The 14,457-nt window shown below is 61.2% G+C and carries 13 protein-coding genes; 11 read left to right on the plus strand and 2 right to left on the minus strand.

Features of this window, described 5'->3' with window-relative positions:
- From U4Z31_RS36130 to U4Z31_RS36180, 11 genes are all read left to right on the plus strand, one after another.
- Positions 1–871: GMC family oxidoreductase (locus tag U4Z31_RS36130; RefSeq protein WP_321812903.1), on the plus strand; the 871-nt coding region annotated here is incomplete at its 5' end.
- A gap of 2 nt (positions 872–873) precedes the next feature.
- Positions 874–2,151, plus strand: a complete 1,278-nt coding sequence (locus U4Z31_RS36135) for a cytochrome c (protein ID WP_321812904.1) — start codon at positions 874–876, stop codon at positions 2,149–2,151.
- 297 nt (positions 2,152–2,448) lie between these two features.
- On the plus strand, positions 2,449–3,690 hold the full coding sequence (locus tag U4Z31_RS36140; protein WP_321812905.1) for a PucR family transcriptional regulator: 1,242 nt from the start codon (positions 2,449–2,451) through the stop codon (positions 3,688–3,690).
- 258 nt (positions 3,691–3,948) lie between these two features.
- Positions 3,949–4,413 (plus strand): two pore domain potassium channel family protein, encoded by a 465-nt coding sequence (locus U4Z31_RS36145; protein ID WP_175689068.1) that lies wholly within the window; start codon positions 3,949–3,951, stop codon positions 4,411–4,413.
- A gap of 297 nt (positions 4,414–4,710) precedes the next feature.
- Positions 4,711–5,115 (plus strand): DUF3331 domain-containing protein, encoded by a 405-nt coding sequence (locus U4Z31_RS36150; protein ID WP_321812906.1) that lies wholly within the window; start codon positions 4,711–4,713, stop codon positions 5,113–5,115.
- Between the two features lie 119 nt (positions 5,116–5,234).
- Positions 5,235–6,038 (plus strand): enoyl-CoA hydratase-related protein, encoded by an 804-nt coding sequence (locus tag U4Z31_RS36155; protein ID WP_321812907.1) that lies wholly within the window; start codon positions 5,235–5,237, stop codon positions 6,036–6,038.
- An 88-nt stretch (positions 6,039–6,126) separates the two neighbouring features.
- A complete protein-coding gene (locus U4Z31_RS36160) occupies positions 6,127–7,359 on the plus strand; it encodes a CoA transferase (RefSeq protein ID WP_321812908.1) in 1,233 nt (410 codons plus the stop codon).
- Positions 7,360–7,445: 86 nt separating this feature from the next.
- The gene (locus U4Z31_RS36165; protein ID WP_321812909.1) at positions 7,446–8,201 is read left to right on the plus strand and encodes an acetoacetate decarboxylase; all 756 of its coding nucleotides are present in this window, start codon (positions 7,446–7,448) and stop codon (positions 8,199–8,201) included.
- A gap of 21 nt (positions 8,202–8,222) precedes the next feature.
- Complete coding sequence (locus U4Z31_RS36170) at positions 8,223–9,428, plus strand: acyl-CoA dehydrogenase family protein (RefSeq protein ID WP_234621204.1); 1,206 nt, start codon at positions 8,223–8,225, stop codon at positions 9,426–9,428.
- 28 nt (positions 9,429–9,456) lie between these two features.
- On the plus strand, positions 9,457–10,392 hold the full coding sequence (locus U4Z31_RS36175; RefSeq protein WP_321812910.1) for a 3-hydroxyacyl-CoA dehydrogenase NAD-binding domain-containing protein: 936 nt from the start codon (positions 9,457–9,459) through the stop codon (positions 10,390–10,392).
- A 211-nt stretch (positions 10,393–10,603) separates the two neighbouring features.
- The gene (locus U4Z31_RS36180; protein WP_321812911.1) at positions 10,604–12,088 is read left to right on the plus strand and encodes a mechanosensitive ion channel family protein; all 1,485 of its coding nucleotides are present in this window, start codon (positions 10,604–10,606) and stop codon (positions 12,086–12,088) included.
- Positions 12,089–12,214: 126 nt separating this feature from the next.
- Here the strand turns inward: U4Z31_RS36180 and U4Z31_RS36185 are convergent, their stop codons facing one another.
- Positions 12,215–13,705 carry an NADH-quinone oxidoreductase subunit M gene (locus U4Z31_RS36185; RefSeq protein WP_321812912.1) on the minus strand — a complete coding sequence of 497 codons (1,491 nt, stop codon included), beginning with the start codon at positions 13,703–13,705 and terminating at the stop codon, positions 12,215–12,217.
- A 232-nt stretch (positions 13,706–13,937) separates the two neighbouring features.
- On the minus strand, positions 13,938–14,457 hold a 520-nt coding region (locus tag U4Z31_RS36190), incomplete at its 5' end, for an electron transfer flavoprotein subunit alpha/FixB family protein (protein WP_321812913.1).

Consider the following 14,457-nt stretch of genomic DNA (forward strand, 5'->3'; position numbering starts at 1 on the left):
CTACAAGCTCGAGACGGGGCCGGACAAGCGCATCGTCGCCGCGATCTACAAGGACAAGACCGGCGCCGACCATCGCGTCGAGGGCAAGTACTTCGTGATTGCCGCGAACGGTATCGAGACGCCGAAGATCCTGCTGATGTCCGCGAACCGCGATTTCCCGAACGGCGTCGCGAACAGCTCCGACATGGTCGGCCGCAACCTGATGGACCACCCGGGCACCGGCGTGTCGTTCTACGCGAACGAGAAGCTGTGGCCGGGCCGCGGCCCGCAGGAGATGACGTCGCTGATCGGGTTCCGCGACGGCCCGTTCCGCGCGACCGAAGCCGCGAAGAAGATCCACCTGTCGAACATGTCGCGCATCAACCAGGAGACGCAGAAGATCTTCAAGAGCGGCAAGCTGATGAAGCCCGCGGAACTCGACGCGCAGATCCGCGACCGTTCCGCACGCTTCGTGCAGTTCGACTGCTTCCACGAAATTCTGCCGCAGCCCGAGAACCGCATCGTGCCGAGCAAGACGGCCACCGACGCGGTTGGCATCCCGCGCCCCGAGATCACGTATGCGATCGACGATTACGTGAAGCGCGGCGCCGTGCACACGCGCGAGGTCTACGCGACGGCCGCGAAGGTGCTCGGCGGCACCGAAGTCGTCTTCAACGACGAGTTCGCGCCGAACAACCACATCACGGGCGCGACGATCATGGGCGCGGATGCACGCGACTCGGTCGTCGACAAGGATTGCCGAACGTTCGACCATCCGAACCTGTTCATCTCGAGCAGCTCGACGATGCCGACCGTCGGTACGGTGAACGTGACGCTGACGATCGCGGCGCTCGCGCTGCGGATGTCGGACACGCTGAAGAAGGAAGTCTGACCGTGCGGAAATCTACTCTCACCTTCCTCCTCGCCGGCTGCCTCGCGCTGCCGGGGCTCGTGCGCGCGGCCGATTCGGCCGACCCCGCGCAGGTCAAGCGCGGCGAATATCTCGCAGTCGCCGGCGACTGCATGGCCTGCCACACCGCGAAGGGCGGCAAGCCGTTCGCCGGCGGGCTCGGCATGCCGGTGCCGATGCTCGGCAAGATCTACACGAGCAACATCACGCCCGACCCGGATACCGGCATCGGCAACTGGACGTTCGACGACTTCGAGCGCGCGGTGCGTCACGGCGTGTCGAAGAACGGCGACAACCTATATCCGGCGATGCCGTACGTGTCGTACGCGAAGATCAACGACGACGATGTGCGGGCACTGTATGCGTACTTCATGCACGGCGTCGAGCCGGTCAGGCAGGCGCCGCCGAAAAACGAGATCCCCGCGCTGCTGAGCATGCGCTGGCCGATGAAGATCTGGAACTGGCTGTTCCTGAAGGACGGCGCGTACGAGTCGAAACCATCGCAGAGCGCCGAGTGGAACCGCGGCGCGTATCTCGTCCAGGGTCTTGCTCACTGCAGCACGTGCCACACGCCGCGCGGCATCGCGATGCAGGAGAAGTCGCTCGATGAGACGGGCGGCAGCTTCCTGTCGGGCTCGGTGCTCGCGGGCTGGGACGGCTACAACATCACGTCCGACCCGAATGCCGGGATCGGCGGCTGGACCCAGAAGCAGCTCGTGCAGTACCTGCGCAGCGGCAGCGTGCCGGGTCTCGCGCAGGCGGCCGGCCCGATGGCCGAGGCGGTCGAGCACAGCTTCTCGAAGATGACGGAAGCCGACATCGGCGCGATCGCGACGTACATCCGCACGGTACCAGCGGTGGTCGACAGCAGCGCGAAGCAGCCGCGGTCGTCGTGGGGCAAGCCGGCCGAGGACGGCTTGACGCTGCGCGGCGTCGCGTTCACGTCGTCGGGCATCGATCCGGCGCGGCTGTATCTCGGCAACTGCGCGACGTGTCACCAGATGCAGGGCAAGGGCACGCCGGACGGCTATTACCCGTCGCTGTTCCGCAACTCGACGGTGGGCGCGTCGAATCCGGCGAACCTGGTGCAGGTGATCCTGAACGGCGTGCAGCGCAAGGCCGGCAGCGAGGACGTCGGGATGCCGGCGTTCCGCCACGAGCTGTCGGATGCGCAGATCGCCGCGCTGATGAACTACCTGACCGGGCAGTTCGGCAATCCGGCCGCGAAGGTGACCGAGCAGGACGTCGTAAAGTTGCGTTGACGTTACAAGCTCAATGTCATTCAGTACACGGACTCATCGCGGCTGCGCTCGCATAGTGCTCATATGCGGCAGGTCGAGCGGTCATGTTGACCTGCTCGACCTGCTACTGCAGCGTCAGTGAAATCACCACATGCCAATACCGCCCACCTCGCGACGCACAAGCCGCTTGGCCTGTCCCCACCCCGTTTCGTAATCCTTCGTTTAGCTAGTTCAGCAGCACGATCGCCCCGCACGTACCATTCAGGCATATCGGAGCACTGCCCGATTGCGCGGAGCTTTCGCTAGGAGTCAAATCGTATGATAACTGCCATCCCCGAGATTTCCCCGGCCTTGCGTCGGTGGACCGCCAGCGTCGCCGAAAATAACGCCGCATTTGTGGAACGCGTGTACAAGGCATTGATGAACATCAAGCCCTATGCGGATCTCGATTCGACGACCAAGCTCGATATTCGAGACTCAATCGTCTTGTCGTCGAAACTCTGGCTCGACAGCCTCATGTCGGGCAAGATGCCGTCCGAAAATGCGCTCGAATGCTTCCGCGCATACGGACGCCGACGCGTCTACCAGGGTGTTCCGCTCGAAGCATTGCTTCGTGCATTCCGACTCGGATCCCGCGAACTGTGGTGTTTCTATATCCAGATTGCCGAGGACGACGACGCGCTTCGCGATGAACTTCTGCTTCGAATCTCCCCGTATCTGCTGGAGTTCTTCGACATCCTGTCGCAGGAAATCGCACAGACCTTTCTGGAGGAGCAATACAGGCAAGCACGCTGGCGGGAATCGCTGCGCTATCAGTTGCATAGCATCATCTTCAATTTTCCCGACGATACCGATGCATTCAACAAGACGGCGGCAGCACTACGTCTCGACGTGACAGTGCCGAGAGTGGCATTGGCCATCGACGTCGAATCGATCGACAGCAATTCGGCCACCTTCAGGACCGAGATCGACCGCATCGTTGCGGCAGCCGCCCGGCGCCTCAGAGTCCCTATCGACGATATTTTCGACATCTGGTTTCGCGGGCAATTGTTCCTGTGGATACCGGAGCGCCTGGGAGAGACGAGCGGGCCGAACGACAGTCTGCTGGCCAAGCAGATTGCATCGATTGCCGACACATTGCCTGAAGTCAAGGCGATCGGTGTCGGGCTGCCGGGCGAAGGCGCATCGGGCTGGGCCATGTCCGCCGATGAAGCAGGCCGGGCACTCAGTTTCGGCCGAAGCCATCTCGACGAGGAGCGCGTGCGCCTGTATTCCGAAATCGCGGTCGAGGAAAGCATACGCGGCACCAAACGTACGCTGACTTACCTCACATCCATGGTCGAGCAACTGGCAGGCGAACCCGATTTACTCGAAACGCTTCGAACTTACTTCGACCAGCTTCAGCGACGAAAGGCAACCGCGAGCGTATTGGGAATCCATCCCAACACGCTCAACTATCGCCTGGAGCGCATCGAGAACATCCTCGGGGCACGCCTCGATGACGCCGGCTGGATCTCGAAGCTCGATATCGCGATCAAGCTGCGCGGCGCGGTCAAATGACAACAGACATTAAGCGAACCATCGACGCAGCGAGGTGGTCGCTTGTCGAAACAGCGCTCGACGAGCCAAGTCCGAGCACCTACATGACCTGACCACCGGTAGTGTTCCGCTGGCCGAAACCTTGTCTAGTCACCGTAACGGGTTCAGCACCAGCATGACGTCTTCCCGCGCGCAGCGACATCGTAGCCGCGCGTTTCCAGGTGCAAGGCGCGCACCTGACGCCGTTTTTCATTCTCATTTCCGTACGTAAATATCTCCATGGAAAGCTGGACAATTGGCATTTTTCTTGGCATGGCCAACATTCTGATTCACGCAGCAGCGATGGTATTTCTGGCTGTCGTCGCGCGTCGGCTTCGTCGTGTGCTCGATATGCAACGCGACACCATTCACGTGCAACTGCGTAAACTGGTCGGTATCGTTGCCTTCATCTGCATCGCGCTCGGTCTGCTTCATACGCTGGAGTCGGCTCTGTGGGCCGTTGTGTTCGTTCAACTCAAGGCACTCAACTCGTTCGGTGACGCGCTGTTCTTCTCAATCGATACCATGGCGACACGCGGCGCGTCGGGCCTTTCCTTGACGGAAAACTGGCGGATGCTCGGTGCGATCGAATCGTCTGATGGCGTACTCCTGTTCGGGATGTCCACCGCCTTTATATTCGCCGTGATTCAAGCCGATTTCACAGCGATAGCGCATGCGCTGCATCGTCCAGCCTCTTCTCGATAGCGTCCGCACACCGAATACCGGCCCGTGAGTCGGTGTCGAGCTCCACGGCGCGCCATGCGTCGCACGGCCATCGCTCTATCTCCGCCACTTCGCCCCGTCGCGAAACGTCCCCATTATTCACACCTGGCGAGCGACCAGTCCTCCACGGCCTGGATTCGTTCGTCGATCCTATGCCGATTGGAAAAAGAGCTAGCTTCATTGTGATATCTCACATATGCATCGGATCAGCGTCACCTTAAGATCAATCGTAGTCAGCACCACTTACTTGAATGAACCGCGGTAAGAGGAGTCGCATGGATGGATAGTGGCGTACCAAGTAGCGCGATCTGGACACACACGGTTGACATGCTTGACGGCGGTATTCGGCGCAACAACCACTCGCCATCATCCGTCAACGAAGGCGGGCGAAGTTGCCATCCGGATGGAGCTTCGTCTGTCCCCACCGTCCGCATATTGGGCCGCAAAAGCGACTCGACCATCTACGTATCCTGGCTCGATCCAACCGCGTGCCACTACGGTGACCAGATGTGGAAGCTCCGTATCGCCAAAATGCCCGGAACTTGTGCGCTGTCGCACTGCGCCATCCATGTCGGTGACCTTGTCTATCGGCCGATCCACGCGAGGTTGCAATCGAAACCCGTCAACCGAAATTTCATGATCTTGGCCTCCGCTGTCGAGAACACCCGGATTCAGGATCTCTAACCTCTTCTTCCACCCGTTCCTCCGCGCCACAAGACGCCACCACGAGACGATTCGTCCGCACCTTCCGATTGCCGTAGGCCAAGCATCATCGCGCGCCATCTTTTGGAGAAATCCATTCCATGCCTAATAGCCTGTCACTTCCAAGTTTCAGCACACTCCTCTACGAAAAGAAAGCGTCGGTCGCCTATGTGACGTTGAACCGTCCCGACGTGATGAACGCGTTGAACCAACGGGCGATCGAGGAGCTACATGCGGCATTCACGGATGCGCGTAACGATGCATCGATTCGCGGCGTCATCCTCACCGGTGCAGGCAACCGTGCCTTCATCGCCGGCGCCGATATCGGCGAACTGGCCAGCGCCACGCCAGTCGAGGCCGAGCAGCGCACGCGTGCCGGCCAGGCGCTGCTCGATTTCATCGAACGTCTCGGCAAACCGGTCATCGCCGCGGTGAACGGCCTCGCGCTCGGCGGCGGATGCGAGACCGCGCTGGCTTGCACGATCCGGCTCGCGAGTCCCGGCGCGAAGTTCGGCCAACCCGAGGTCCGGCTCGGGCTCATTCCCGGCTTCGGCGGCACCCAGCGACTGCCGCGTCTCGTCGGCAAGGGTATCGCGCTGCAACTCATCCTCACCGGAGAAATGGTGTCGGCAGAAGAGGCATATCGGATCGGCCTGGTGAATGAAGTCGTGGCAGCCGACCAGCTGATTGCCCGCGCAGAGACGATCCTGGCGCAAATCGCCGCCAATGGGCCGCTGGCCGTCGCGTATGCGATGGACGCCGTCCACCTCGGTTTGAATGCGGCGATGCCGGAAGGACTGGCGCTGGAAGGAAAACTGTTTGCGCTGTGCGCCGCGACCGACGACAAAAAAGAGGGCACCACGGCCTTTCTCGAGAAGCGCGCGCCTGTATTTCGCGGGCGCTGACCCGCACTGGCACCTTCGCCCGGAGCGGTAATCGGGGCACGCCCCATCGACGCCGCTCCTCTCTCAACCTCGAATTCGGAACACTTCCATGTCTGACGGAAAACACGTGTTTTCAGGCCTCAAGGTACTCGACCTCGCGAGCTACATTGCCGGCCCCGCGGCCACGACGATCCTCGCCGACTTCGGCGCGGATGTCATCAAGATCGAGCCGCCCGGCACCGGGGACGTCTATCGCTTCTTTTCGATCATCCCCCCGAACCCCGTCGCCGATACGAACTACGCGTGGCAGTTGACGAACCGCAACAAGCGCAGCATCGCGCTCGATCTCAAATCGGAAGGTGCGCGCGAAGTGCTGACGCGCCTCGTTCGGTGGGCCGACGTCCTGGTCGTCAATTTCCCGCCGCGCGTGCGGGCGGCGCTGGGCGTCACCTACGAAGATCTCGCGCCGCTCAATCCGAAGTTGATCTACGCCGACATTACCGGCTACGGCGCGCAGGGTCCGGAAGCCGATACCCCGGGCTTCGACGTCACGGCGTACTGGGCACGTTCCGGCCTCATGGAAGTCACCCACGACGCCGGTAGTCCGCCGACGCTCCCCATTCCCGGCATCGGCGATCATGCGACAGCGACGACCCTCTATGCCGCAATCGTCACTGCACTTTACGAGCGCACCAAGACCGGCAAGGGCGGCCACGTCACGACTTCCCTGATCGCCAATGGCATCTGGGCCGCAGCGGCATGGGTCGAAGGCGGACTCAACGGCGGCAAGTTCTTCCCGCAGCATGACCGCAAAAGCCCTCCGAATGCGCTGCTCAATCCGTACCAGACGAGTGACGGGCGCTGGATCCTGCTGGTCGCTGCGCAACGCAAGGAATGGGCGCCATTCGTCCGCGCAATCGACAGGCCCGAACTTCTGGACGATCCCCGCTTCGCCGACGAGCAATTGCGCGTGAAAAACGCGGCCGCGCTGGTCGACATCCTCGATCCGCTGTTCGCCAGCCAAACGCTGGCCTACTGGAAACAGGCGCTCACCGCTCAGCGTGTGATTTTCGGTGTCGTCCAGATCGCCGAGGAAATCATCAACGATCCGCAACTCGAGATCAACGGGATCGTCGTGCCGCTCGAGGTGCCTGGGCAGCCTGCCACGAAGACGGTCAGCAATCCGATCCATATCGCGAGCCAGCAAAAGGTCAAACCTGTCGCGGCACCGCATCTTGGCGAACACGGCACGGAGATTCTGACCGAAATGGGTTTCGACGATGCCGAGATCGCCAGTCTGCAAGATGCGGGCGTGGTTGCCCGCTTCGGCGACAAGACCTGACACATTGCGCGGCCACATGGCTTGAATGCCTCCCCTGGCAACCACCCACCGGCTGGCCGACGCCAGCCGCACACACGGAGCCTTTCATGACTGAAGACGAAATCCGCGCTAGCGCGTATGCCATGCCGATCGGCAGCCCGGCTTATCCGAAGCCGCCGTTCCGGTTCATCGATCGCGAATTCATCATCATCACCTATCGCACCGATCCCGAAGCGCTGGCTCGTGTAGTACCCGCTCCGCTGCTTCCGACCGATCCGATCGTCAAATACGAGTTCATCAAGATGCCGGACTCGAGCGGCCTCGGTTCCTACACGGAATCGGGCCAGGTCGTCCCTGTATCGTTCAACGGCGCACCGGGCGGCTTCACTCATGCGATGTACCTCGACAGCGAAGCCGGCATCGCTTCCGGTCGCGAATTACTCGGCTTTCCGAAGGTACTGGCCCAGCCGAAGCTCGAAATCCGCAACGACGCGCTGGTGGGCACGCTCGACTACAACGGCGTGCGGGTCGCAACCGCGACCATGGGATACAAATACGAGCCCCTGGATCTTGCCGCTGTCAAGAAGACCCTCGAAGCGCCCGGCTTCCTGCTGAAGATCCTGCCGCACGTCGACGGCTCGGCCCGCGTCTGCGAACTGGTCAAGTATTACGTGAGCGACGTCACCGTGAAGGGTGCGTGGACCGGTCCCGCCTCCCTGGAACTGCATCCGCATTGTTTCGCGCCGGTCGCCAAACTCCCGGTGCTCGAGGTGCTGTCCGCTATCCATATCCTCACCGATCTGACGATCGCGGGCGCGGAAGTCGTCCACGACTATCTGCAAGCACCCGCGAACGCATCCTGAAAACGTATCTAGGACATCATCATGACCGCCACCTCGAAGCCCAACCACCCGCTTCCGGCCCCCGATAGCGACTTCTACCTGATTCGCGAGTTCCTGAGCGAGGACGAACGCGCACTGCTGAAGCGCGTGCGCACGTTCATGGAAGAACGCGTTGCGCCGGTAATCAACAAGTTCTGGGCCGCGGATGCGTTCCCCTTCGAGTTGATCCCCGAAATCAGGGACCTCAACATCGTCGGCGTCGGATTCGAAGGCTACGGGTGCGCCGGCGGCAGCACGCTTCTCGATGGCTTCATCGCGATGGAGCTCGCGCGCGTCGACTCGTCCATCTCGACCTTCTACGGCGTCCATAGCGGTCTGGCCATGGGGTCGATCTATCTCGGCGGATCGGAAGAGCAGAAACAGAAATGGCTGCCCCCGATGGCACGGCTGGAGAAGATCGGGTGCTTCGGATTGACCGAACCGCTGGTCGGATCGGGTGCCGGCGGCGGCCTGCTGACGACCGCCAAGCGCGAAGGCGATACGTGGGTTCTCAATGGCCAGAAGCGGTGGATCGGCAACTCGCCGTGGTGCGACATCTCGATCATCTGGGCACGCGATGTCGACGACAATCAGGTCAAGGGATTCATCGTCGAGAACAAGACGACCCCCGGCTTCTCAGTCGAAAAGATCGAGAACAAGATCGCACTTCGCGTCGTACAGAACGGCGTGATCACGCTCGACAACTGCCGTGTTCCCGAAGAAAACCGCCTTCAGGGCGACGTGTCGTTTCGCGACACGGCACGCGTGCTGCGCCTCACCCGTCAATACGTCGCGTGGGAAGCCGTCGGTTGCAGCATGGGCGCCTATGAACACGCGCTGCGTTACGCGCAGACCCGCGAGCAGTTCGGCCGCCCGATCGCGTCGTTCCAGATGATCCAGGATCACCTCGCCAAGATGCTCGGCAATATCACGGCGTCGCAATGCATGGTCGTACGGCTCGCCGAGTTGCAGGACGAGGGCAAGCTGCTCGACCAGCAGTCGTCGCTGGCCAAGGCTTTCTGCACGAGCCGCATGCGCGAGACCGTCGCGTGGGCGCGCGAGATCTTCGGCGGCAACGGCATCGTTCTCGACTACAACGTCGCACGTTTCTTCGCTGACGCGGAAGCACTCTACTCGTACGAAGGCACGCGCGAAATGAATCACCTGATCGTCGGCAAGGCGGTTACCGGTTTCAGCGCGTTCGTCTGACCTCACTCCATTCGAAGGATCAAAAGCCATGAGCAAGGAAATCAAACGCGTCGCCATCATCGGCACCGGCGTCATCGGCGCAAGCTGGGCCACGCTGTTTCTGGCCAAGGGCCTGGATGTAGTGGCTACCGACATCGCCCCGGATGCCGAGCCGAAACTCCGGGCATTCATCGATGCGGCCTGGCCTGCTCTCGAGCAGTTTGGGCTCGCGCCGAATGCATCCCGGGAGCGACTGCAGTTCACCGCCAATCTCGACGAAGCTGTTACCGGCAGTGATTTCGTGCAGGAAAACGGCCCCGAACGGATCGACTTCAAGAAGGATCTCTACAAGCATCTCGATGCCATTCTGGCACCGGACGCAATCATCGCGTCGAGCTCTTCGGGCCTGACGATGAGCGAGATCCAGTCGGCCTGCGAGCTCCACCCCGAGCGCTGCGTGATCGGCCATCCGTTCAATCCGCCGCACCTGATTCCGCTCGTCGAAATCGTCGGCGGCGCGAAGACGTCACGGGAAACGATCGAACGGGCGACTGCGTTTTACACGGGCCTGGGCAAAAAGACCATCCAGCTCAACAAGGAAGTGCCGGGCCACGTCGCCAATCGCCTCCAGGCCGCACTCTGGCGCGAGATCGTGCACCTGATCTCGGAAGACGTCGTGAGCGTCGAGGATGCCGATACCGCGGTGTGCTGGGGACCGGGCCTGCGTTGGGGCATCATGGGTCCGAACATGTTGTTCCATCTTGGCGGCGGTCAAGGCGGCATCGAACACTTCTTCGACCAGTTCACCGGCCCGATGACTGCGTGGTGGAACGTGCTCGGTTCGCCGAAGATCACGCCCGAACTTCGTCAGAAGGTGATCGCGGGTGTTCATGAAGAGGTCGCCGGCAAGTCGATCGACCAACTGGCGGCCCGCCGCGACGAAGTGCTGCTCGGGCTTCTTGCCCTGCGACGAGACGCAAACTAAAGCTGCCGTTGCCGTGACTGCTGGGCCGACTGGCCCAGCGGCACGTATCCTCTGCCATCCCGACGTATCGAGCGCGCCTGTCGTCGGCCGCGCTCGACTCGGCGATGCGCTGGCGAGACAAATACACGCGTGCCATGTATCGCGCGTCCCGTGCGAGCGCTGACTCGGCCCGCGTCAGTTCGCTGCTGAATGAATTCGAACGAGGACAGTGGTGAATCTGACGCTTATCTCCGCCGCGATGCTGATCGCAATCACGGTTGCCGGCGTGCTCGGGCTTCGGCATTTTTCTGACAAAGTTCGAATCAGCTTCGATGTAGCCTGTTTTCTCGCCATCAGTATTTATTTTCACGGGCAAGGTATCGTCCTTCCCGTGTTTCCCCCACTGCAGGCCCCCGCAGACACCGCAAGCATGTGGCTGCGCGCAATCGGCGGCGCATGGTGGCTGCTAGGCTCGAGGATCGTGGTCGCCGGCCTGTCGTTCGGGTTTCATCGTGATCGGAACTCGCGAGGCGCCAGGCTTTTTTCCGACTTGTTCGCCGCCGCCGTCTATCTTGGGACCGCCGCTACCGTACTGAACTCGGTCTACGCACTGCCGGTGACAGGCGTGGTGGCCACTTCGGGCGTCGTGGCGATCGTCCTCGGTCTCGCGCTTCAAAACACACTGGCCGATGTCTTTTCCGGAATCGCCGTTGGCGTCGAAGCGCCGTTTGGCGTCGGAGACCGGATCCAGATTGCGGACAGGATCGAAGGTATCGTCGCACAGATCAACTGGCGCTCGATCCGGATCCATACCGATGGCGACGACATCGCAATTATCCCGAACAGCTTGATTGCCAAGGCGGAGATCGTCAACAGGAGCTTCCCGAGTCAACGCAGGGCGGCATCCGTCGAAGTCGCCTGTGCGGAAAGCGCATCTCCCGAACGCGTCATCGAAGCGCTTTCTCAAGCGACGCTCGTTTGCCCCGACATCCTTCGAATACCCGCTCCCAAAGCCGTCCTCAGTCAGCTCGGAACGGACCGGAACATTTATCGAATCTCGTTTTTCGTCGCCAACACGCAGCACCTGTCGTCCACCAAGGACACCCTGCTGCGAGCCGTGCACCGTCAGTTGCACTATGCGGGCCATCTCACCCACGATAACTCGGGCAAAACCGTATCAGCCGAAGCGGCAAACAAACTGTTTGCGGTGCGCCGACTTATTCGCGACGTCGTCTTGTTCGAGTGCCTCGACGAACAGCAACTCGACAGTCTCGCCAGTCGTTTCGGGTTACTTCGCCTGGAACCAGGCGAATTGCTTTTTTCGCAAGGCGCAGAGGACGACGGACTCTATGTCGTCGCATCAGGCATTCTCGAATTGACGCGGACGTCCGGTTCCGCTGACGGGACGATCGGCCGCATCAGTGCCGGTGAGTATGTCGGCGAAATCGGCATGCTCACGGCAGCGCCGCACGCAGCCACTGCGGTGGCACTCACCTATTGCACAATTTATCGTCTCCCGCGTGAAGCAATCGCCCCGCTACTGGCACAGAACGTCGAGCTCGCGGCCGCATTCGCCCAATCGGTTCGCCGCGGAATGCAAATCCTCCATCGCGATGTCGCGGTTCGCGCATCTCCGGACATCGGGGCGAAAGGTCAACTGCTGCTACGCATTCGCAACATGTTTCATTTCGACAGCAATCCCGCTCAGAAAACGTAGCGCGTTACCCGTTCCATACGTCACCTGCGTACGCCGGAGCATGAAGTGTTCCGAATCGACGCCGAGCCCTCGGTTACTACGTTCACTTTCCGCGAAATGGCGGTGCCCTAGCGAACCATCATGCTTTCATCGAGGCGTGACGTCCGTGAGCTTGGATCGCATCGAATCCTGAACGACGGCCGATGTCGTCTGCTCCAGGGTCGCGATGAAGTACTTGGGTGCCACGCCCAGTCCGAGTACGATGACTGCCAGCGGAACGAGCAGTGCGCGCTCCCGCCGGCTAAGATCCGCGAGTCGCGCAACGCGCTCGTTCTTGACGGCGCCGAATATTACCTGCCTGACGCCACGCAGCGTATAGGCCGCACCGAGGATGAGCGTCAGTGCAGCAGCGCCCCCGATCCAGAAATTCGACTTGATCGCGCCCATGATCACAAGAAACTCTCCAACGAATCCCGAGGTGCCGGGTAGCCCGAGATTGGCCATGGAAAACAGCACTGCCAGGGTCGCATAGCGGGGCATGACGTTCGCGACACCGCCGAGCGCATCGAGCGAACGTGTCTGCGTCCGTTCATACAACATCCCTGTGCATATCAGCAGCGCTCCCGAAACGAGGCCGTATGAAATCATCTGGACGATCGCACCCTCGACGGCAATCTGGTTGAACAGGAACAAGCCGAGCGTGACGAGCCCCATATGCGCAATCGTCGAATACGCCAGCAAGGCGGTCAGTTCCGTCTGGACCAAAGCGATGAGGCTTGCATAAACGACCGTGAACAGCGATATCGCGATCATTGCGGGCGCAAGGATGCGGCTCGCGTCCGGTGCAATCGGCAGCATGAACCTGAGGAACCCATATCCGCCGATCTTGACCATCCCCAGCATGATTGCCGCGCCGATCGGCCCCTCCGCGTAGGCGTTCTTCAGCCAGCCATGGACCGGCCACATCGGCAGCTTCACCGCGAAGGCTGCGAGGAACCCGCAGAAAATCAGCAGTTGCGGCACGAGATCGAGCTTCATCTCATGCCAGACGTGCATATCGAAAGTATGGGAGAGGCCGAATAGATACAGCATCGAGGCCAGCAACAGCAGCGAGCCGGCGAACGACATGAAGAAGAACTTCACGGCCGCGTACGAACGGTGCTTGCCGCCCCACGCTCCGATCAGGAGATACAGCGGAATCAGCGTCGATTCGAAAAACACAAAGAACAGCATCCCGTCGAGCGACACGAATACGCCGACCATCAATCCGGAGAGGATCAGCACGGCACCAAAATACTGAGCGACGCGTGTCGTAACGGCCTTCCATGATGCGCCCACGATCAACAGCGTCGTGAGCGCGGTCAGTACGACCATCCAGAGCGACACTCCATCCACGCCCACTCGCCAGCTTATTCCGAGCGGTTCCAGCCATGGCCGGTTCTCCACGAACTGCATCGCCGGCACTTGCGTATCGAATTCAATCAATAGCGGCATCGTAGCTACAAGCCCGGCCAGCGCTCCTGCAAGCGCCAGCATACGCGTCAGCGTCGGACGACAATCCGATCCCGCGAAGCGAACTGCTATGCCAAATAACACTGGCGTCCATACGGACAGGGTAACAAAGGGGATTGGATGCATGCGGTATGCGTGCTCACTAAATCAGATTTCTTAACTCAGATAGCATTCCGAAGTTATTAATGGCCAGCACTTCCCGGCTTACTTACCTTCAGTCTCTATCTCTTTCCGATCGTTCTGAATGTCCGGCCGACAACCCGCTGTCGGCCGGAAAACGTCGGACTCGAAGGCCCCGCGGTCCCCGACACGATCTTCGCGTCCGGAACCGATCGGACCGGTCCAATTTCTGAAGGTATCAGCCGAGCTCGGCGACGAGCTCCGGCACCAGCGAGAACAGATCGCCAACGAGGCCGTAGTCGGCCACGCTGAAGATCGGCGCCTCCGGATCCTTGTTGATCGCGACGATCACCTTCGAATCCTTCATGCCGGCCAGATGCTGGATCGCACCCGAGATGCCGACCGCGATGTACAGCTGCGGTGCGACAATCTTGCCGGTCTGGCCGACCTGATAGTCGTTCGGCACGTAGCCGGCGTCGACTGCCGCGCGCGAGGCGCCGAGTGCGGCGCTCAGCTTGTCGGCCAGCGGCTCAAGAACCTTCGTGTAGTTCTCGCCGCTACCCAGGCCGCGGCCACCCGACACGATGATGCTCGCCGACGTCAGTTCCGGACGGTCCAGCTTCGTCACTTCACGGCTCACGAACTGCGACTTGCCTGCGTCCGCCGCGGCTTCGATCTTCTCGACCGCTGCGCCGCCGCCTTCGGCTGCCACCGGATCGAAACCCGTCGCACGCACCGTGATGACCTTGATCGGGTCG

The sequence above is a fragment of the Burkholderia sp. BCC1985 genome (assembly GCF_905339915.1).
Classification (GTDB): Bacteria; Pseudomonadota; Gammaproteobacteria; order Burkholderiales; family Burkholderiaceae; genus Burkholderia.